Source organism: Roseibium sp. (genome assembly GCF_965232425.1).
GTDB lineage: Bacteria > Pseudomonadota > Alphaproteobacteria > Rhizobiales > Stappiaceae > Roseibium.
On record NZ_OZ246971.1, the window covers coordinates 2,257,501 to 2,277,990 of the forward strand.

Below are 20,490 nucleotides of genomic sequence, written 5' to 3' on the forward strand. Positions count from 1 at the left end.
TTTTCAATGTCAGCGGGCGGGTGAAATCGTCTCCCCGGACGCCCGGAACACATTCAACGAGGCGGTCGGCATGCCTGCTTTTCGCGCCAAGCGCCTTTGCATGCGAGACAACCGCAAATCCGGCCTGGGCGTTTGCCGGAACGGTCCGGTCACGCGCAAGGCGCGCCGCGGCATCCGTCATGTCCGGGTCGTCAAACGGCGGCGGAGCGAATGCCGGTCTTGCATACAAAACGGGTTCGGCATCGCGCGTAACCGGCCGGTGCATGCGGATCGGTGACCGGCTGAAGCTTTCCGCTCCCCCCGCAAGGATGCAGTCGGCCGCACCGGCTTCGATCATCCGGACACCCAGCGTGATGGCATCAAGCCCCGAGCAGCACTGGGTGTCGATGGTCATGGCCGGAACCCCGGCAGGCAGGCAGGCACGAAGCGCCGCCAGCCGTGCAGGATTGCCGCCCGCGTAGAGCGCGTTGCCCAGAATGACATGATCGACGGATGCGGGCGACAGGCCTGCATCCAGCAGAAGCTGTTGCAGGACAGGTGCCGCGAGTTCATCGGCCTGCAAATGCGCCAGCGCGCCGCCGCGCGGGGCAACCGGGGTGCGTCTTGCCGCGATGATATAGGCGGGCGAGCCGTCACGGGCGGTCATGCGTCGCTTTCCCCGTTCTCCATCATGTCGGAAACGCGCTGAATATCGAGCTTTCCTCCGGCCGTTTGAGGCAAGTGATCGAAGAAATGGATACGGCGCGGCAGTTTGGCCGAAGCGAGCCTATTCCTGCAATATGCCAGCAACACCTCCCGCGGGTGTTCAAGGGCATCCTGCAGCTGCACGGCTGCCTCCAGCCGGGTGCCCCGCACCGGGTCTTCAAGGCCGGCCACGACGGCGCCGGCGACCGCCGGATGGGCCATCAGAACGCTCTCGATCTCTTCGGGGTAGACGTTCAATCCGGACGTCACGATCATCCGGTTGGTGCGGCCCGTCAGGAACAGAAAGCCGTCCTTGTCCAGATAACCTTCGTCGCCGAACGTCAGCCATCCGGCCTTCCACCGGGTCTGAGGGTCGTCGCCACACAGGTAGCCGGAGAACAACAGGGCGCTCCTTACCCAGATCGCGCCGGATGTCCCGACGGCCGCCGGCGCGTCCGGGTCACCGATGGCGATTTCCACCTCGGGCGGTGGCTTGCCGACCGAACCGGGCGGCAGCGCGCCACCGGCCGACACGGTGATGAAGCTCGTTTCGGATGCGCCGTAGAATTCGATCAGCCGCGCATTCGGAAACAGGCCGCCGAGGTGCCGGCGATCATCGTCCTGCCACTTGGCGCCGCTGGACAGAACGTGACGAACGGCATCAACCGAACCCTTGCGCTCCGTGGCTTCAGCCAGGAAGTGCAACTGGGTCGGCGTCGCATAGAGCGCGGAGCCGTTTGCGCATCCTGAAAGATCGGCGAGCAGCGTTCGCGGATCAAAGCGCTGTGACAGCACGACTTCGTGGCCGCGCTCAAGACCGCAGACGGCTCCGTAGAGATGGAGCGAATGGGTCAGCTGGCCAGCGACGACAACGCGTTCGCGGCGCGGGATGCCGAATTCCCTGTCGGACAGCTCGAAACTCTTCAGCCAGGAGCCGTGATTCCTGAGATATCCCTTCGGCCGGCCTGTCGAGCCTGAGGTAAAGCCGCAGTAGAAGGGGTCCTCTTCGCTCGGATCGCAGGCGTCCCGTTCGAAATTCCCGGGGGCCTTATTCGAGAGCGCCGCCGAACAGGCCTGCCGGTCGAGGATCAGGTCAGGGGCCGCGTCATCGAGTACAGCGGAGCGCTGTCCGGCCGGCCAGCCCGGATCCAGCACCATGGCAATCCGGCCCGTGCGGGCGCAGGCAAAGAAGCAGATGAGCAGCGCGGCAGGGTCGTCGAGAAGAAGGGCGACCCGGCCGCCCTTGTCGGTGGCGCGGCGGATGGCCGTCTCAACCGTTGCGATGGCGGCCAGAAGAGCGCGCCACGACCAAGCCGCCGAACCGCTCTTCAGCGCGACTTGATCCGGCCGCTTCGCGGCGGCCTCATCCAGGCTGGATCCGATGAAAGCCATGCCGCGCCGATCGTTGCCCGGTCAGCCGCGCGACAGCATCGCTCCCGGCAAGCCGCGGGCAATCGTCTGGGCGATCAGCGCGGCCAGGACGACCTTGACCAGGTCTCCGGGAATATAGATCGCGCTGCCCGCTGCCGCCGTCAGGAGGGGCAGGCCGGCCATGTATGCGACACCTGGTATACCGAAGAGATAGACCACGAGAATACCGCCGACTGCTGCGGAGATCGCGGCAGAGGCAAAAATGTTCATGCCGGGTGTCGCCCGCATGATCCAGCCGGCGACGAAGGCACCGACCGGCCAGCCGATCAGAAAGCCGACCGAAGGCGTTGCAAAGACGCCCAAACCGCCGCGCCCGCCGGCAAGGAACGGTGCGCCGAGGGCCACGAGAAACAGGAAAAGGAGAACCGCGAGCGCGCCGCGCACCGGGCCCAGCATGATCCCGGCCAGCATCACGCCGAGCGTTTGCGCCGTGATCGGCACGCCGCCCAGGAACGGAATTGCGACCGGCGGCACCAGTCCCAGGGCGGCAATCAGTGCCGCGTAAAATGCGATATGAACGAGTGAGCGATCAGCCATGGCGTCGATACGCCTCCCTTTTAGGTTATGTCTCGCGGCCCGGCGGGTCCCGCCCCGTCCCGGTCTCGCGGTTCTGTTCAATCAGGCCGTTCCGGGCCCTGTGCGAATTTCAGCCTGTCCCGCCAGGCCCTCGGATCCGCCGCGCGCCTGCAGCGCATCGGCGACGTTGTCGGACATACGCAGGCACTGGATGGCCAGCGGCGGTATGAGTTTCCAAGAATTTTTCGCCCCGGTGCGCGCCTGAAAAGCCTCGCGCATCTTGGAGAAGATCTGCATCATGTAAGGCGCAAAGCGCAGGACAAGGGCGACGCAGAGCGCGGGTTTGCGCGCCGAAAGCCCAAACCACTCGAGCGGCCTGAACAGGGGCATGACCGCTTCCAGCATGTCATCCATCCGCGTGGTGATGGAGACAAGGTTGGCGGCCAGGATCAGCACGACCAGCCGCAGGATGACCGAGACGCCCTCCCAGAAGGTGCCGGAAATCCAGTGCAGAAGAAGAAGGATCGCCAGCAACACCGTCAGGCCACGCAGCAGGGCAAGGCGCGCAAGCCCTTTGCGCCCGAGCGTTGCATAACACGCGACCACGCCGGCAAGACACGCAATGAAGATCAGCGGGGAAGCGACCTGGAACAGGAGCAGACTGGCAATCGCAACCACCAGCAGCTTGAGCCCAGCCGGGGTCCGGTGCAGCCAGCTGTTTCCGGGAAGGTAGATCGACATCACAGCGCGGCCAGCTCCAGTTTGACGCCCGACCGCCTGGCGATATCCGCCTCGAAGGCGCGCAGGACCTCGTAGGGCGATCCGTCCATGCGCAGGCGGCCATCCTCTAGCCAGAGCACGCGGTCAAATCCCTCGAAGTGGCTGAAGTCGTGGCTCACCATGACGATCTTCTGTGGCAGGGACAAAAGCTTGTCGCGGATTTTCCGCGTTGCCAGCATATCAAGGCTCGTCATCGGTTCATCCAGAACCAGCAGACGTGGTTCCATGACCAGCACGGACAGGATGCACACGAGCTGTTTCTGGCCCTCCGACAGTTCGGCGATCGGCAGGGCGGCCAGCTGCCCACAGCCATGCACGGCGAGAAACTCCCGGGCCCGTTCGCGGCTTTCCCGCCGGTCCGCCCCCAACTGGGTCAGACCGAAGGCGATCTCTTCCTCAACTGTCGGAAAAATGGCCTGATGGTCCGGGTTCTGAAAGACGAAGCCGACATGACGCGGCAGCTCCGGGGCCGCCTTCGCCGCCTCCGCACCGAACAGCGTCAACGACCCGCCAGCCGGCTGGCGCAGTCCGTTCAGCAGGCGGACAAAGCTGCTTTTGCCGGATCCGTTCAATCCGATCACGCCAATCCGGTCCTCCCTGAGCGAAAGTGTCAGGTCGGACAGGATGCGCTTGCCGCCAAGCTCGAGCGAGACCGCTTCGAAAACGGCAAAGGGATCGGCATGCGGATCGCAGACCCGCATCTCTTCCTGCCTGTTTTTCCTGGACCAGATCGCCATCTCACCTCGCCAAGGGCGCGCGCAGGCACCTGACGGTCAACGATGCCCGGCGTCCTGCGCTCTCAAGGGGCCGCTTATTGACCGGATCGTGCCCGATGTCAAAGTAATACCAACCTCAACAAATAGGAACCTATCTGACCGTGTCTGGAGATTGTTCAGCAAGAAGCAGGTCGCAGGGCGATATGGGTTATCTTCCAAGACCTTCGACGCCGCGGAACAGTCTCCAGACGCGGCCTTTGGTGGCCTGTTCCGGCTCGCCGGACGGCGTTGCACTGCTTGAACGGCCAACCAGGCCGTCCTGCGCAATGCGCCTAGCCGGCAAACAGGAACAGTGCCATCAGATAGGTTCCTATTTGTTGATGGTGGTATAAGCCTATCCTACAGGTCGGCCCAATTCCGGCAATTCGGCCAATTGGTCAATGGTCGAGCGCACCTTTTCCAGGGACCGGAAAAAGCGGTCGTCGGATTCCTCCGAGCCGAACGTGATGCGCAGATAGGGCGCGGGCGCGTTGTCCTTCGCTTGAAAATAGCGAGAGGACAGCACCGAAATCCGCTGATGACCAAGCGCGGCCTGGACGGCATCCGGGTCGACATGATCAGGCAAACGCAGCCATCCGAACACCTTGTGCGTATCGCCTTGCAGGAAATAGGGCGACAGGATATCCCGCGCCTTTTGGAAACGGATCCGGTTCGCCTTTCGCTTCAGGCGAAGGGTTTTGAACAGGTGTCCCTCGCGCACCCAGCCGGCGATCAGCTCGGCGGTGATCGGCGAAGCCATCCAAGTGCTTTCGCCGATCTTGTTGCGGATCGAGTCGCCGAACAGTTCCGGGACATGCACGAAGCCGATGCGGCTGCCCGGTGAACAGACCTTGGAAATACTGGCGATGGAGGCCGTCCGCTCCGGGGCAAGGGCTCCGAAGGCCGGGAGGCTCTCGGGGAGAAACGGCGTATAGGGATCGTCCTCGACGATCTTGAGATCATGCGCCCGGGCAACCGCGACAAGATTTTCACGCTGCTCGAGCGACATCGTGTGCGTGGTCGGGTTCTGCATGTTGGGCATCAGGAAGACACCCTTGACGCCGTGCACCCGCGCGGCCTGCGCGAGGGCTTCCGGGTCCATGGCCCCGAAGCCACCGTCGGACCGTTCAAGGGCCGGCACGGACACCGCCTTCAGACCGAGACTTGCCAGCGAAGGGAAGATCGACGGGTAGGTGAACCTGTCGATGGCGATGGCATCGCCGCTGCGGAACAGCGCCTGGCAGGTCACCTGGATACCGTGCTGCGCGCCGCAGGTCACGGCGACCCGGTCCGGGTCCGCATCCAGGCCGTAATCCTTGAAGACGAGAACACCCGTTTCGCGATGCGCCTTCAGGCCTTCCGACGGCACGAAGCCGTTCAACCGGTCGATTCCGGCTGTCCGCGCCATCCGGACGAGACCATCGGAAAGACTGGGGTTCAGGTGCGGATAGGCGAAGTTGCGCGCCAGATCGCAAACATCCGCTTCGTCTTCGGTCGGAACCAGCGGCGAGACCTTGTGCGTCTCGGGTGCAACATAGGTTCCCCGGCCCGTTTCGCCCTTGACGAGACGGCGGCGTTCGGCCTCGCCATAGGCGCGCGTGACCGTTCCGAGCGTGACACCCAGCTGGTAGGCCAGCTCGCGCTGCGGCGGCAGCCGGTAGCCCTGGTCAAGGACACCACTGCTGATATCGGCTTCCAGCGCATCGGCGATCGCCAGATAGATCGGCCCTTGCGCGTCTTCGATCTTGGGAATCCACATTGTCATGGAAACAATGTTTACATTGACTGATACAATATCTCAAGACAATTAGTATCTCCGCCACTTTGTATCGATTGTATCGATACTGTCACAGGAGAGCACCCATGGATCTGGCCACCTTCCTGGCATTCGCCATTTTCATCATTGTCATGACCGGGACGCCTGGGCCGGGAAACCTGACGTTTCTGGCCATCGGCGCGTCCGCGGGCTACCGCACGGCCTTTCCGGTGATCGTGGCCTCGCAGATCGGCTCGCTGCCGCTGAAACTCAGCGTCGCCTACGGGCTTGGACACGTCATGGCGGGCGGAGGGCCGGTCGTCCTGCTCTTCAAGGTGATGAGCATGGCGTACATGACCTACCTTGCCTGGCGGATCATTTCGCTGTCGGTAAAGCCGAAAGGCGAAGTGGCACTGCCCAGTTTCTGGGAAGGCCTCCTGATCCATCCGCTCAGTCCCAAGACCTGGGCCATGAACCTGGTCGCGTTCTCGACCTTTCTTGCAGGCAACGGTCTCAGCATTCACGAGAATGCGCTGATCCTCGTCGCCGGTTTCACCCTCGGCGGCATGGTTTTCCATTCGCTCTGGGCGCTGCTCGGCGTCTCGATACTCGCCCTGATCGGCGATGGACCCGTGATGCGCGTCGTCACCGTCCTGATGGCGGTTTCCATGCTTGCAGCAACAGTCTGGGCGCTTGCGATCTGACAGGCGTCAAAGGCGCGGGCCGGCGTTCTTGCCGGCCCGCTGCATCACCGTCAGTAGTACATGTAGTGGTAGTGCTCCGGGCTCAGATACCCTCTTGAATCGGAACGTTCCTTCCGCTCCAGATCCAGTTCGGTCTCGTAAGCGCTATCGGCGAGCCGTTCGTCACGGGTGCCTTGCGTATCCGCCAGTTCGCTCTCGTGCATGACCGGCAGGCGATGCTTTGCCTGCGCGTAGCAATGGTTGGTGACCGACACGAAGCCGGCCGCGATCCGGCTCCAGATACCGGGCTTTTGGTTGCCCGCCGCCGCTTCGATCTGATCGTTGGTAACGTATGCCATTTCCATCTCCTTCGTTCATGTGAACCAGAGATGGCGATCGCCGGCGGATCTTCAATTTAACTCTCTGTAATATTACGCCTTTTTAACCTGGGGATCACCTTAGGGCAATCATTCCTGCATCACGACCGTTTTTTGACCACGGCCGCGTCCGCGAAGGGTCACTGGAGCGCCGATTTGATTGCCGTGTCCAGCTTGCCGACGATTTCCGAGACATGGGCATCCTCGATGATGAACGGTGGCGCCAGCAGGACATGGTCGCCCCTGACGCCATCGATCGTCCCGCCCATCGGGTAGCAGATGAGCCCGGCTTCGAACGCGGCTTTCTTGATCTTCTTGTTGATGCCCGCCGCGGGGTCGAACGGGGCCTTGGTGGCCCTGTCTGCCACGAGTTCAACACCCCGGAACAGCCCGCGTCCGCGTATGTCGCCGACATGGGGGTGCTGTGCGAAGGCGTCCTGCAGCGCCTCGTCAAGCTTGGCCCCCATGGGCGATACGCGATCCACCAGGCCCTCACTCAGTTTCCTGAAGACGGTCAATGCAGCCGCGCAGGCCGTCGGATGCCCGATATAGGTATGGCCGTGCTGGAAGAACCCGGATCCGGCCTCGATCGCCTGATAGATCTCCTCCGTGCACAGCATTGCACCGATCGGTTGGTAACCGGCACCCAGGCCCTTGGCAATGCACAGGATGTCCGGTGAGATGCCGTCCTGTTCATGGGCGAACAGCGAGCCCGTCCGGCCCATTCCGCACATGACTTCATCAAGTATCAGGAGAACCCCATAGGTGTCGCAGATCTCGCGCACCCGTTTGAAATAACCTTCCACCGGCGGCACGGCGCCTGCCGTTGCTCCGACGACCGGTTCCGCGACAAAGGCCATCACGTTTTCGGGTCCGAGCCTTAGAATCTCGGTTTCCAGTTCGCCGGCAACGCGCTGGCCGTATTCGAATGCGGTCTCGTCCTCCCCGCGGCCGCGATACTCGTAACAGGCGGAGATGTGCGAGGTTTCGATCATCAGAGGCGAGAAAGGTTCGCGCCGCCACTGGTTGCCACCGGTCGCGAGCGCGCCCAGCGTGTTTCCATGATAGCTCTGGCGGCGCGCGATCACGCGGTGCCGCGACGTCTCCCCCTTTTCCAGAAAGTACTGGCGCGCGAGCTTGAGTGCAGCCTCGACAGCCTCAGATCCGCCGGAGACAAAGTAGACCCGGTCAAGGTTTCCGGGCGCCCTTGAGACGAGTAGGTCGGCCAGTTCCTCAGCGGGCTCGGAGGTGAAGAAACCGGTATGGGCAAAGGCGATCCGATCAACCTGGTCCTTGATTGCGCGGGTTACGTCCGGGTCGCTGTGCCCAAGACAGGACACGGCTGCGCCACCTGATCCGTCGAAGTATTTTTTCCCCGACTTGTCAATTATATAGCAGCCTTCCCCACGATCGGCGACCGGTGGACTGGCTTTCGTGTGGCGTGGAAAAACGTGGGACATGGATATCAACCCGAGCAGTGATCCTAGTGTGATCAGATGAGAGACTGTAACATTTGTATCAGACAATCATCAAATCTGAAACATTTGTTTCGACGCGTCGTTAACCACGTTTTTCATCACAATTTTAATCAAATTGCAGGAACGTTCGCGCGGGGGATATCGCAACACACTCGACAAGGCTCGCCCGTCATGCCCCAACGCCTCTTCGCCTGGATTTTCTTCATCGTATTTACCGTCACGCTTGCCGGGTGCGGCACCGTTGCGGGGGTCACCGGGCTGGGATGGGCCACCGCTTCGCACAGCTCGATCGACTATGACGATTCATCGTGGTGCGTTCCGCGCAAGCTCAAGAAAGTTCTCAATCGGGTTGCCAGCCGCTACGGGGAAGTCACGGTTCACTCGACAAAACGCTGGTGGCTGGAGAACTGGCGCAAGGGCGGCGCGCGAAACTCCTATCATCTCAATTGCCAGGCGGTGGATTTCTCGGTCCGCGGCGACCCGTCCACCATCATCGCCTACCTGAAGTCGCAGCCCGAGGTCGGCGGATACAAATACTACGCGTCCGGTCACTATCACATTGACACGGGTCCGCGCAGAACCTGGTAAAGCCGCCTTCGGTTCAGGTGTCCCCGCACGGCCTTCGACGCGGGGCCACAGGTCCCGCCGCTATTTCAGTTCACCAAGTTCGAGCGCCATTTCCCAGGAAACCGGATCGAAGCCGACGAAGTTCTTCACTTCGCCTTCCACGATGGGACGCTTGATCGTTGATGGATTTTCAATCATGACATCGAGGGCAGACGCCGCATCGGTCACCGATTCCTTGGTAGCTTCGTCCAGCTTGCGCCATGTCGTGCCGCGCTTGTTCAGGATCGTCTCCCAGCCGAATTCGCCGACAAAGGCCGCCAGCCGGTCGCCGTTGACGCCGTCCTTCCTGTAATCGTGAAAATCGTAGGCGATCCCCGCCTCTTCCAGGAATTTGCGCGCTTTCTTGACAGTGTCGCAGTTCTTGATGCCGTAAACCTTCATGATTTTCCTTCCCGCGCGGATCGATGGGCGGAAAGTTACGGTTCCTGCATACGGATTCAAGTCCCGGAATACAGTTTCCCCTATTCGGGTTGACCCCGCTCTGATCTCGGGTCAGAGATTTTCCTGACCAACTCTGACTGGGAACCCGAACCCGTGCAAAGGAAACCGACCGGGATGACCGCATGACCGCATCAGCAAGCGAACCGGTCAAGACGGTGCCTGCGGAACGCAAGAAGAAGACAGGCCCGTCCTGGGGCAACTGGCGACAACGGCTGCGCCTTTGGAGCGGCCTGATCCTGTTCGCCTACTGTCTCAGCCACTTTTCGAACCACGCTTCCGGCATCATTTCGGTCGATGCCATGGAAAAGGCCTCGGTCTGGCATTACCGCATCTGGCGCAACGAAATCGGTGAAACCGTGCTGATGCTTGCAGTTGTCACGCACGTCTTCCTGGCGCTGTGGCGCACCGGAAGACGGCGCACACTGAAAATGCCGCCCTGGGAATTCGCGCAACTGGTTCTCGGGCTCTACATTCCGTGGTCTCTCATACCGCATGTCGGCACGACGATGGGGCTGGCCAACGAGTTCGGGTTTTCACCGACCTACCACCAGATGCTGACGATCCTCTGGCCGCAACACGGGTTGACGCAATCCGTCCTGCTCCTCGCGGTCTGGGCACACGCCATGATCGGCCTGCATTTCTGGCTGCGGCTTTATCCGCTGTATCATCGTCTGAGATACGCGGCCCTCGGATTTGCCATCGCCATGCCCGTGCTTGCGCTTTGGGGCTTCATCGAAGGTGCCCGGCGGCTCGAGCTGGCAAAGGATGTCAAGCTCAAGGTGACGAAAGAGCAGTTCGACTGGCTGACAACCTTCGTCATTGAAGCCCGTGCCGTCGTTTTCGGTCTCATTGCCGCCAGCCTCGCGGTCATCCTGCTCCGCTATGTCTTCGGCCTGACGGCGCGCCGGCTCACGATCACCTACCCCGGCAGCCTGTCGATCAGGGCCAAACCCGGTGCAACCCTGCTCGAGATGAGCCGCATCAACGATGTCCCGATCGCCTCGGTTTGCGGCGGGCGCGCGCGCTGCTCTACCTGTAGGGTGAAGGTCCTCGACGGACGCGCTGCGCTGGCCGCGCCAGGCGCAGCGGAAAAAGCCGTCCTGGCCCGGATATCCGCCGAAGACGATGTCAGGCTGGCCTGCCAGATCCGTCCACAGCAGAATATCGAGGTGCTGCCGCTTGTGCCGGTCAAGGCAAAGGCGGAAACCACGGAGAACCTCAAGGACGCGTATTACTGGGGTGTCGAACAGGATGTCGTGGTGATGTTCGTCGACCTGAGGAATTTCACGCGCATTACCGAATCCCAGCTCGCCTATGACGTGGTTCATCTCCTGAACAGTTATCTGGAGCAGGCCTCCGCCGCCATTCACGCGGAAGGCGGTTTTGTCGACAAGTTCATAGGCGACGGCATCATGGCCATCTTCGGGATGGACAGCGACCCCGCAACCGGCGCCCGTCAGGCCCTGCGCGCGTCCCGCCGCATCGAAAATGTCATGAAGGCGCTCGAAGCGGAAAAGGGTCCGCAGTTCCAGGATCCGATCCGTCTCGGGATCGGCCTTCATCTGGGACCCGCGATCCTTGGCCGGATCGGCGCCGCCGGCACGTCCGGCGGTCTCACGGCGCTTGGCGACGTGGTCAATACATCGAGCCGGCTGGAAACCGAGAACAAGACACACCAGAGTTTTCTCGTTGTCTCGAAGGACGTGGTCGACGCGGCGAACGTGGCCGTGCCCGACGCACTTGCCGCCGAAATCAAAATCAGGGGAAAGGAAATCCCCTTGCAAATCTTTGCCTTGAGCAGCTTAGATGCGCTGGATATCCCGGCAGACTAGCGTCAGGCCCCATTTATTTAGATGAATTGGCCCCGCCCTAGTCACCTGAATTTTGAGTTCGCTTCGCAGACGGCTGGAGCAATGATGCGAACTTCAAATTCACCGCACCAGGACGCACGGTTCCCTCGATGCGGGACCCTGGGTACAGGAGATTTTGTGAGTACACGCTACACGCCGCGGGAAATGCTGGAGAAACTGATCTCCTTCAACACCGTCTCGGACCGGAGCAACCTGGACCTCATCGCATTCGTGGAAGATTACCTGTCGGGATACGGCATCGCCAGCGTTCGCGTTCCGGACGAGACCGGCACAAAGGCTGCGTTGCACGCGCGCATCGGCCCGCCAAGGGACGGCGGCGTTGTTCTGTCGGGGCACACGGACGTGGTGCCCGTTGCCGGTCAGAACTGGTCGCAAGATCCGTTTTCTCCGTGGGTTTCGGACGGCAAACTTTACGGGCGCGGTTCGGCGGACATGAAGGGGTTTGCCGCAACGGTCCTTGCCAAGGTGCCCGATTTCATTGCTGCGGATCTTGAACGGCCAATCCATATCGCGCTTTCCTATGATGAAGAAGTGGGCTGCTTCGGCGCGCCTCCGCTTGTCAGGGACATGCTCGCCAAAGGCCCCAGACCGGAATTTGTGATCGTCGGCGAACCGACCAACATGAAGATCGTCACCGCGCACAAGGGCATCGCCGTCTACAAGACCACCGTCCGCGGGCATCCGGCGCATTCCAGTCAGCTGCACCGCGGCGTCTCGGCGATCTCCGCCGCAGCGAAACTGATTTGCTGGCTTGACGCCCGGACCGCGGAAAACAAGACGAATGCTGATCCGGATTGCGCGTTCGAGCCTGCCTACACCACCTTGCACAGCGGCGTCATCAAGGGTGGCGAGGCGCACAACATCACAGCCGAGCATTGCGAATTCACGACGGATTTCCGTCTTTTGCCAGGCGACAGCAAACAATCCTGGCTTGACCGCTACCAGGCCTTCATCGACACCGAAGTGCTTCCCGGCATGCTGGCGATTTCCGGTGAGTGCGCAATCAACGTCACGGAACTGGCTTATGTTCCGGGGCTTTCGGAAGAAGTCGGCGGACTGGCTGAAGCCGAAGTGCGCGGCCTGACCGGCGACAATGGCCGCCATGTTGTCGTCTACGCAACGGAAGGCGGCATCTTTCAGGAACACGGTCTGTCAACCGTCGTCTGCGGCCCGGGTTCGATAGACCAGGCTCACCAAGCCGATGAATTCATAGAACTTGTGGAATTGGAACGATGTGCCGCTTTTTTGGACCGGCTGATGAAACGCTTATCGTAAAAACAGGCACGAGCGGGTTTGAACCCGGCCACTTACGGTGTCATAGTTGCCGACGGACGGGCGGCTGCACCACTCCATGAAATCGCGGCCGCTGTTGCGGCGTCATTCCGGGAACCGGAACCAACGAGGGGAAAATGAACAAGAAAACTCTGATTTTGGCTGCTCTTCTGGCAGCAGGAACGGGTAGTGCTGCTCAGGCGGAAACATTCAAGTTTGCCTTTCAGGGAAGCCTGAACGGTCTTGATCCCTACAGCCTGAACGAGACTTTCACGTTGTCGTCGCTCGGCAATGCCTACGAAGGCCTGACACGGCGCGGCGCCGACCTGGCGATTGAACCGGCGCTTGCGGAGCGTTGGGAGATCGTCGAGCCGAATCGCTGGCGCTTCTTTCTCCGCAAGGGCGTCAAGTTCCACAACGGCAATGACTTCACGGCAGAAGACGTTGCCTTCTCGATCGAACGCGTGCGCTCCGAGGGCTCGGATCTGACCACACGCGTGCCGGCCGACGCAAAAGTCGAGATCGTCGACGACCACACGGTCGACATTGTGCTGACGGGTCCGAATCCGATCCTTCACTATGAGTGGGACACGTTCTACATCATGGACAAGGACTGGACGACGGAGAATGACGCGGTCAAGGTGACCTCCGCGTCCGACACGACGCCCAACTACGCTTCCCTGAACGCCAACGGCACCGGCCCGTTCAAAATCGTCAGCCATGAAGCCGGCGTGAAGACCGTCTACGAGAAAAACGACGGCTGGTGGGATGAAGCCACGCACAATGTCGATACGGTCGAATTCACGCCGATCCCGTCTGACGCGACCCGTGTCGCGGCCCTTTTGTCGGGCGAGCTTGACATGGTCTATCCGATCCCCGTTCAGGACATCAAGCGTATCAACGACAACTCCGGCACGGTTGCGCTGACGGGGCCGGAACTGCGCACGATCTTCCTCGGCATGGATCAGATGCGCGATGAACTGCTCTATTCCGACGTCAAGGGCAAGAACCCCTTCAAGGACGAAAAGGTCCGCAAGGCGTTCTATCAGGCGATCGACATCGAGGCGATCAAGAACAAGGTCATGCGCGACCTCGCCACGCCGTCGGCCATCATGATCTCGCCCTTCCTGTTCTCGAAGTCCAGCGAGTTCGAGCGGTATCCCTATGATCCGGAGAACGCCAAGAAGCTGCTTTCCGAGGCCGGATACGCGGACGGCTTCACCGTCGGCATGGATTGCCCGAACGATCGATACGTCAACGACGAATCCATCTGTCAGGCCGTTGCCGCCATGCTTGCGCGCATCGGCGTCAAGGTTGACCTGAACGCGCAGCCCAAGGCCAAGTATTTTGCAAAGGTGCTTGCATCCGGCGGCTTCGACACGTCTTTCTACCTGCTCGGCTGGACCCCCGGTTCCTTGGACAGCTGGAATGTTCTTTCGAACCTGATGAACTGCCGGACCGAAGCCGGGGAAGGCTCCCCGTTCAACCTCGGCGGCTTCTGTGACGACAAGATCGACGACCTGACCGGCAAGGTTCTGGTCGAGATCGATCCGGAAAAACGTGACGGCCTGATCGCCGAAGCGTTCAAGATCAGTCACGACAACGCCTACTACATTCCGCTTCACCAGCAGGGCCTTGCCTGGGGCGTTGCGGACAACATCGAGCTCGTTCAACGCGCCGACAATCAGTTCAAGTTCCGTTTCATCAACAAGAACTGATTTCTGCAACCATAGCTTGACGCTCCCGGCGATGCCGGGAGCGTATTTTCATGCCAGACCCTGAAGAGCCGAAATGATTGGTTTTGCGACACGCCGCCTGATCCAGGCGTTGATTGTCATGCTGGTGGTGGCGCTGCTTGCCTTCACCATGTTCCGTTTTGTGGGTGATCCGATCAACCAGATGGTCGGGATCGAGACATCGATCGAAGAACGTGAAGCCCTGCGCGAGCGGCTCGGGCTGAATGACCCGATACCCGTTCAGTTCCTGCGCTTCGTCACCAAGGCCGCCCAGTTCGACTTCGGCACGTCCTACCAGTTCCGCCAGCCTGTTTCGGAGCTCTTCGCCAAACGTATCCCGGCAACTCTGGAACTCAGTCTGACCTCCGCGCTGTTTGCGCTGGTGGTCGGCATCCCAATGGGGATCTATGCTGGTCTTAACCGGGAATCGCCCATTTCCAAGCTGTTCCTGTCCGTCTCGCTTGTCGGGATTTCATTACCGACCTTCTTCATCGGCATTCTGCTCATCTTCCTGTTCTCCGTCACCCTGCAATGGCTGCCGAGCTTCGGACGCGGCGACACCGTGCAGATCGGTTCGTGGTGGACCACCGGGTTTCTGACCGCATCCGGATTGAAGGCCCTGATCCTTCCCTCGATCACGCTCGGGCTATACCAGATGACACTGATCATGAGGCTGATCCGCGCCGAGATGCTGGAAGTGATCCGGACGGACTACATCAAGTTCGCGCGCGCACGCGGCCTGCCGGACCGGCTCGTGCATTTCAGGCATGCGCTCAAAAACACGCTGGTTCCCGTGATCACGATCACCGGCCTGCAGCTTGGCGCCATCATCGCCTTTGCCACGATCACGGAGACGGTGTTCAACTGGCCGGGCATGGGGCTTCTGTTCCTGCAAGCCGTCCAGAACGTCGACATCCCGATCATGTCCGCCTACCTGCTGCTGACCGCATTCCTGTTCGTTGCGATCAACTTCATCGTGGACATTCTCTACTTCTATATCGATCCGCGCCTGCGGGTCGGACGGCCATAAGGGGACACTCCAGATGCCATATGTCTCCAATGAAGAAGTCACGGCCGCCGTTCAGGACCGGTCAAACGAGAAGCCGCCGACGGGCCGTGTGTCCCGAATTCTGGACAGTGACCTGTTCCATTCGTTCCTGCGGTCAAAGATCACCGTTGTCGCCGCAATCGCCACGCTGATCCTGTTTCTGCTGTCGTTTCTGGCGCCCTGGGTCGCGCCGCACAATCCGTTCGACCTGGCGACGATTTCGATCCTCGATGCCCGCGTTCCGCCCATCTGGCAGGAATACTCGGACCCGCGTTTCCTTCTGGGCACCGACGACCAGGGCAGAGACCTGCTCTCCGGCATCTTCTACGGGATGCGGATTTCCCTGATCATCGGGTTCTGCTCGGTGATCGCGGCCGCCGTTCTCGGCATTTCGCTCGGCCTCGTCGCCGGGTACATGGGCGGACGCGTCGATTCGTTCATCATGCGCGTTGCCGATGTCCAGCTGACCTTTCCAGCAATCCTGATCGCGCTGCTGATCGACGGTATCGCCGCCGGGATTTTCGGCGGTGTCGATCGTGAATTTTTCGCATTCTATATCCTGATCGTGTCGCTGGCACTGTCGTTCTGGGTTCAGTATGCGCGCACGGTGCGCGGGTCGACGATGGTGGAAAAGAACAAGGAATACGTTCAGGCGGCACGCGTCATCGGCATTCCGGCCGTCATCATCATGGTGCGCCATATCCTTCCCAACGTGATGGGACCGGTCATGGTCATCGCAACAATCAATCTCGCGCTTGCCATCGTCACCGAGGCGACGCTGTCGTTCCTTGGGGTCGGCATGCCGCCAACGCAACCTTCGCTGGGAACGCTGATCGCGATCGGAAACGACTTCCTTTATTCCGGCGAATGGTGGATCGCGATCTTCCCCGGCCTGGCGCTTGCGCTACTGGTCCTGAACGTCAACCTTCTGGGCGACTGGCTGCGCGACGCCCTCAACCCGAAACTGCGGTGAGGGCACCATGAACGTTCTGGATATCAAGGACCTCACCGTCGAGTTCCCGGGCAGAAAATCCGTGTTCGTTGCGGTCGACGGCGTCGACATGAGCGTGGACGCCGGCAAGATCCTTGGCGTGGTCGGAGAATCAGGCGCGGGCAAGTCTACGGTCGGCAATGCCGTCATCGGCCTCCTGCAGGAGCCCGGCCGCATCGCAGGCGGAGAGGTTTTCCTTCACGGAAAACGCATCGACAACCTGCCCTACAAGGAAAAACGGCTGCTGCGCGGCCGGAAGATCGGCATGATCTTTCAGGATCCGCTGACATCGCTCGATCCGCTGCAGACCGTCGAATCCCAGCTTGTCGAGACAATTCGAACGCACCTGCCGCTGTCGGCGAGGGACGCGCAGAAACGCGCGATCGAACTGATCGACGCGGTCGGCATCCCCAACCCGGCGGAACGCATCAAGCAGTATCCGCACCAGTTCTCGGGCGGGATGCGCCAGCGTGTCGTGATCGCGCTCGCCCTGTGCGCGGAGCCGGAACTGGTCATCGCGGACGAACCGACCACGGCACTGGACGTCTCGATCCAGGCCCAGATCCTCGAACTGATGAAGAAGCTGTGCGAGGAACGGAATGTGGCCATGCTGGTGATCACCCACGATATGGGGGTCATTGCCGACATTACCGACCATGTCGCCGTCATGTATCACGGTGACCTCGTCGAATACGGAGAGACCACGCAGGTGCTCGGCGCGCCGCAGCACCCCTACACGCAAAGCCTGATTTCCGCCGTTCCCCGCCCGGACGTGAAGGTGGAACGCTTTCCGGTGGTCAACTACATCGAAAAGGCGGGCACACCGCAGAAACACATCGACATCTCCACGCACTGGCTGGGCAAGTCCCGGGACTATGAGAAGATCACGGGTCCTCTCGTCCAGATCCGCGACCTGGACATGCGGTTCGAGGTTCGCGGGAGCGTTTTTCCCTCGCGCAGGAAATACTTCCAGGCCGTCAAGAAGGTGAGCTTCGACATCCAGCAGGGCGAAACCTTCGGCCTTGTCGGAGAGAGCGGATCCGGCAAATCGACAATCGCGCGCCTGATCACCGGCCTCTACGACCCGACAGGCGGGTCGATCCTGTTCGGGAAAACAGAGCTGACGTCACTCAAGAACCGGAAAGACGTGCTGGCGATGCGTCGCCAGATGCAGATGATCTTTCAGGATCCCTATTCGTCGCTCAATGCCCGCATGCGCGTGCGTGACATCATTGCGGAACCGATCAAGTTTCACAAACTCGCCTCCGGCAATGCCGAAGTGAGGCAGATCGTCGACGACCTGCTCGATCACGTGGGTCTCGGAGCCCAGGCCGGACAGAAGTTCCCGCATGAGTTTTCAGGCGGGCAGCGCCAGCGCATATCCATCGCGCGTGCACTTGCCACCAGGCCGCGCTTCCTGATCTGCGACGAACCGACGTCGGCGCTGGATGTGTCCATCCAGGCCCAGATCCTCAACCTGCTGAAGGATCTGCAACAGGAACTCGGCCTGACGATGCTGTTCATCAGTCACGATCTCGCCGTCATCAGGCAGATGTGCAACCGGATCGGCGTGATGCGCAACGGCGAACTTTGCGAGGTTTCCGACTGCGACGATCTCTTCGAAGCCCCGAAACATCCCTACACACGGGAGCTTCTGGATCTCATGCCGTCAATGGAACTGCTCTCCCGCGCCAATCTGGAGACGACTTAGGGCAGCTTCCGGCCGGCTGATCCGGCGGCCTGCCCCGGCCATCGCCCCTGTCACGCAGGAGCATCGCCGCTATAGCATGCGATCCTCGGAGCTACCGGGCGGTAGCCAGCGGCGACATCGATTCTGTTGGTTCGGGCATGCCTCGGACTTGACTCGCTTCCGCGCGCCGATTCCCCGGTGGCCAGATCAAGATAACCACAATCGAGTCCGGTGGCGGCAATTATTGCCGGACCAGCGCCGCGCTTGAAGTCTAGATTAAACGGACTTCATGTTCTTGCGCGCGTTTCGGGTTGTCTTGCCATAATTTGCAAACTGAACTCTGCGCTCATCTTGGGAAAAGGAAAGCAGGGAGAGCTGAGGGGCTCTCCCTGCGACCCACTTATTCAAAATACTCTCATTCCTAGAAAATAATTCTGATTGAGTCTTTAAATTGTTTCGACTCTACTTTGATATGGTTCGCATATTCCCTAAGGTTCGCTTGCATCGCAAGAGCGATGCCGCACAAATCGTCAGCAATAATGACTAATGTTTGACCAATTTGGAGCTGCGGGGCGGGCCAGATCGGCTTCGCGGCATTGCCAGCCTCGCCCCGCCTCCACATGCTTGAAGCCGTTTTCCGGAAGATGTCCGGCAACTTGAGTCAAACGCGTTCCTTGAAACCCCAAACGATTCTCGTTTCGAAAGCCGCGGAAAAATGCCGAAAACGCCCGTCCAAACAACGACTTGGTGCGCATTCATTTGTATCTCCCTTATCTTTCTGCTGTTCGCATTGCAGCAAGCTGGATGGAGCAACGGCCGCCTTTTGACGCCGCGCGGACCTTTCGGGGACCATTCCGCTCTGATCTTCAGCATGTTTTCGGCGATCTTCGCCTTTCTGCCGCTCAGCCTGCGCCTCACCGAGGAAGCCGGCAGACCCATGACTGTCATCACGTGTTGCCTCAGCCTGTCTCTCCTCGTCCTGACCGCCTTGCTGCAAACCCTGGGTGATTTCCGGACAAACGAGGCGATCGTTCCGGCGCTCGCAGGTGCGATCCTGATGATCCAGCGATCGGCCGGTTTCGCCATGCTGCCAGCGCGGGGTGACCGAAGCGGGTTGCTGGAGGCGAGCGGCTCAATCGCACTCGCAACCCTGTCGGCCTCCGTGTGGCTGGTCATTGATCCGCCGGCAAGTCCAGCCGCTTTCGCGGCAGCCCTCGTGCTTTCGTGGCCCGGTCTCGTCGACGGAATCAATGCCTTTGCCGACAAGATCTTTCACCGCGCGGCCGCAGGTGCCGGTGCGCGTGACCTGGCACCCGGAGCATTCCCGGTGATTGCGCGCGCGCAGCACATCCTGATAGACAAAACGGCGATCATGTCCGGGCCTGACCTGATGGTCAGCAACGTGATGGCGTTCGACAACGAACCCAGGACGCTGCTCGCCGTGGCAGCATCCGCCGAAGCGCATGCAACGCATCCGATTGCACACGCCCTGCGCCAGCTTGCCGTCCAGTGGCGCGTCACCCTGCGGTCTCCCGACAGATATGACCCGGCACCCGGGCTGGGCGCAGTCGCCCTGTTGGGCGGGCAGACCGTTGTCCTTGGCAGCACCGACCTGCTGAAGCGTCTCAAGATCGACAGTTTTACCGCCGACGCCATCGCCCGTTCGCTGGAATCGGACGGCAAGACCGTGCTGCGTGTTGCCGTCGGCGGACGGGTCGTCGGCGTGCTCGGGCTTGAAGGAACCTTGCGACCCGATGCCGGCGTTGCCGGCCGTGCGCTGCGAAACGAAGGTCTGGAACCCTGGCTTCACACGAGCGACAGCCAGAAGACGCGGGAAGCGCTGGCGGAGATGCTCGGCATGAATGCTCCGGACGACCCCAAACCCGGTGAAACGGCACAAGAGGCATCCTTGCGCCTCTTTGCGCCCGGGACATGTCTGCGCCTGTCCCTTTCGGACGACAGACGCGCGCTGGAATTGTTCGAAGCCACCCCATCCGCTCCGGACCGCATGGACGACGCCCGTCCGATTGCCGTCAGCGACACGCAGGATATCGGCGCTTTCCCTGCCCTCAAGGCCCTGGCAAGCCGGCGCGATCTGCTCGCCTCGCGCGCAAGACAGACCCTTGTTGCGCTTTGGTCATGTTGCGGACTGCTGGGTGCCACCGGCGTGTTTCCGCTCTTGTCCGCCCCGGTGGTGTTCGGTGCTGCAATTGCCATTCTTCTGATTTTTGCCCGGATTTCCGTCACTGGCACTTTGCCGGTGCGTTCCTGAACGCAAGAATCTCAAAAGGTGGAACCACTTTGCACCCTGACCGCCTTTACAGTTTCTGATGCCTGGTGTTTATCCTGCCCCA

Annotated in this window: 19 protein-coding genes (1 of these 19 only partly in view); 9 read left to right on the plus strand and 10 right to left on the minus strand. The window is 60.9% G+C overall.

Features of this window, described 5'->3' with window-relative positions:
* From ACO08A_RS10225 to ACO08A_RS10250, 6 genes are all read right to left on the minus strand, one after another.
* A protein-coding gene (locus ACO08A_RS10225; protein WP_422040982.1) for a thiolase family protein crosses the window boundary here: on the minus strand, positions 1-646 show its 5' portion. The gene continues 551 nt to the left of window position 1, outside the view; the window shows 646 of its 1,197 coding nt (coding positions 1-646); the start codon lies at positions 644-646; its stop codon lies off the left edge, out of view.
* Positions 643-2,076 (minus strand): AMP-binding protein, encoded by a 1,434-nt coding sequence (locus ACO08A_RS10230; protein WP_422040983.1) that lies wholly within the window; start codon positions 2,074-2,076, stop codon positions 643-645. The genes ACO08A_RS10225 and ACO08A_RS10230 overlap by 4 nt, the downstream gene beginning before the upstream one ends.
* 21 nt (positions 2,077-2,097) lie before the next feature.
* Complete coding sequence (locus tag ACO08A_RS10235) at positions 2,098-2,652, minus strand: biotin transporter BioY (RefSeq protein WP_422040984.1); 555 nt, start codon at positions 2,650-2,652, stop codon at positions 2,098-2,100.
* Between the two features lie 81 nt (positions 2,653-2,733).
* Positions 2,734-3,372: an energy-coupling factor transporter transmembrane component T family protein gene (locus tag ACO08A_RS10240; RefSeq protein WP_422040985.1), complete on the minus strand. Its 639-nt coding sequence runs from the start codon at positions 3,370-3,372 to the stop codon at positions 2,734-2,736.
* Positions 3,372-4,148, minus strand: a complete 777-nt coding sequence (locus ACO08A_RS10245) for an energy-coupling factor ABC transporter ATP-binding protein (RefSeq protein WP_422040986.1) — start codon at positions 4,146-4,148, stop codon at positions 3,372-3,374. Before ACO08A_RS10245 ends, ACO08A_RS10240 begins: the two co-directional genes overlap by 1 nt.
* A 373-nt stretch (positions 4,149-4,521) precedes the next feature.
* Positions 4,522-5,931 (minus strand): PLP-dependent aminotransferase family protein, encoded by a 1,410-nt coding sequence (locus ACO08A_RS10250; protein WP_422040987.1) that lies wholly within the window; start codon positions 5,929-5,931, stop codon positions 4,522-4,524.
* 98 nt (positions 5,932-6,029) lie between these two features.
* Between ACO08A_RS10250 and ACO08A_RS10255 the strand changes: the two genes are divergently transcribed.
* A complete protein-coding gene (locus ACO08A_RS10255; RefSeq protein ID WP_422040988.1) occupies positions 6,030-6,626 on the plus strand; it encodes a LysE family translocator in 597 nt (198 codons plus the stop codon).
* A gap of 50 nt (positions 6,627-6,676) precedes the next feature.
* Here the strand turns inward: ACO08A_RS10255 and ACO08A_RS10260 are convergent, their stop codons facing one another.
* Together ACO08A_RS10260 and ACO08A_RS10265 are read right to left on the minus strand one after the other, a co-directional pair.
* A complete protein-coding gene (locus tag ACO08A_RS10260; RefSeq protein WP_422040989.1) occupies positions 6,677-6,964 on the minus strand; it encodes a hypothetical protein in 288 nt (95 codons plus the stop codon).
* A 158-nt stretch (positions 6,965-7,122) separates the two neighbouring features.
* Positions 7,123-8,442: an aspartate aminotransferase family protein gene (locus ACO08A_RS10265; RefSeq protein ID WP_422040990.1), complete on the minus strand. Its 1,320-nt coding sequence runs from the start codon at positions 8,440-8,442 to the stop codon at positions 7,123-7,125.
* A gap of 189 nt (positions 8,443-8,631) precedes the next feature.
* Between ACO08A_RS10265 and ACO08A_RS10270 the strand changes: the two genes are divergently transcribed.
* Positions 8,632-9,048, plus strand: coding sequence for a YcbK family protein (locus ACO08A_RS10270; RefSeq protein ID WP_422040991.1), 417 nt, complete (start codon positions 8,632-8,634; stop codon positions 9,046-9,048).
* A gap of 60 nt (positions 9,049-9,108) precedes the next feature.
* On the opposite strand, the gene ACO08A_RS10275 is transcribed toward ACO08A_RS10270, so the two are convergent.
* On the minus strand, positions 9,109-9,468 hold the full coding sequence (locus tag ACO08A_RS10275; protein ID WP_422040992.1) for an ArsC family reductase: 360 nt from the start codon (positions 9,466-9,468) through the stop codon (positions 9,109-9,111).
* A 182-nt stretch (positions 9,469-9,650) separates the two neighbouring features.
* On the opposite strand from ACO08A_RS10275, the gene ACO08A_RS10280 reads away from it, so the two are divergent.
* The 6 genes from ACO08A_RS10280 to ACO08A_RS10305 all read left to right on the plus strand — a co-directional run bounded on the left by ACO08A_RS10280 (position 9,651) and on the right by ACO08A_RS10305 (position 18,157).
* Positions 9,651-11,360: an adenylate/guanylate cyclase domain-containing protein gene (locus ACO08A_RS10280; RefSeq protein ID WP_422040993.1), complete on the plus strand. Its 1,710-nt coding sequence runs from the start codon at positions 9,651-9,653 to the stop codon at positions 11,358-11,360.
* Positions 11,361-11,516: 156 nt separating this feature from the next.
* Entirely contained in the window at positions 11,517-12,674 is a 1,158-nt protein-coding gene (gene argE / locus ACO08A_RS10285; protein ID WP_422040994.1) for an acetylornithine deacetylase, read from the plus strand.
* Between the two features lie 134 nt (positions 12,675-12,808).
* The gene (locus ACO08A_RS10290; protein WP_422040995.1) at positions 12,809-14,389 is read left to right on the plus strand and encodes an ABC transporter substrate-binding protein; all 1,581 of its coding nucleotides are present in this window, start codon (positions 12,809-12,811) and stop codon (positions 14,387-14,389) included.
* 73 nt (positions 14,390-14,462) lie between these two features.
* Positions 14,463-15,437 carry an ABC transporter permease gene (locus ACO08A_RS10295; protein ID WP_306145931.1) on the plus strand — a complete coding sequence of 325 codons (975 nt, stop codon included), beginning with the start codon at positions 14,463-14,465 and terminating at the stop codon, positions 15,435-15,437.
* 13 nt (positions 15,438-15,450) lie between these two features.
* Entirely contained in the window at positions 15,451-16,428 is a 978-nt protein-coding gene (locus ACO08A_RS10300; RefSeq protein WP_422040996.1) for an ABC transporter permease, read from the plus strand.
* A 7-nt stretch (positions 16,429-16,435) separates the two neighbouring features.
* Positions 16,436-18,157, plus strand: a complete 1,722-nt coding sequence (locus ACO08A_RS10305; protein ID WP_422040997.1) for an ABC transporter ATP-binding protein — start codon at positions 16,436-16,438, stop codon at positions 18,155-18,157.
* 509 nt (positions 18,158-18,666) lie between these two features.
* On the opposite strand, the gene ACO08A_RS10310 is transcribed toward ACO08A_RS10305, so the two are convergent.
* A complete protein-coding gene (locus ACO08A_RS10310; protein WP_422040998.1) occupies positions 18,667-18,891 on the minus strand; it encodes a hypothetical protein in 225 nt (74 codons plus the stop codon).
* Positions 18,892-19,007: 116 nt separating this feature from the next.
* Here ACO08A_RS10310 and ACO08A_RS10315 point away from each other — a divergent pair, with 116 nt between their 5' ends.
* Positions 19,008-20,408, plus strand: coding sequence for an HAD family hydrolase (locus tag ACO08A_RS10315; RefSeq protein WP_422040999.1), 1,401 nt, complete (start codon positions 19,008-19,010; stop codon positions 20,406-20,408).
* Positions 20,409-20,490: the final 82 nt, after the last annotated feature.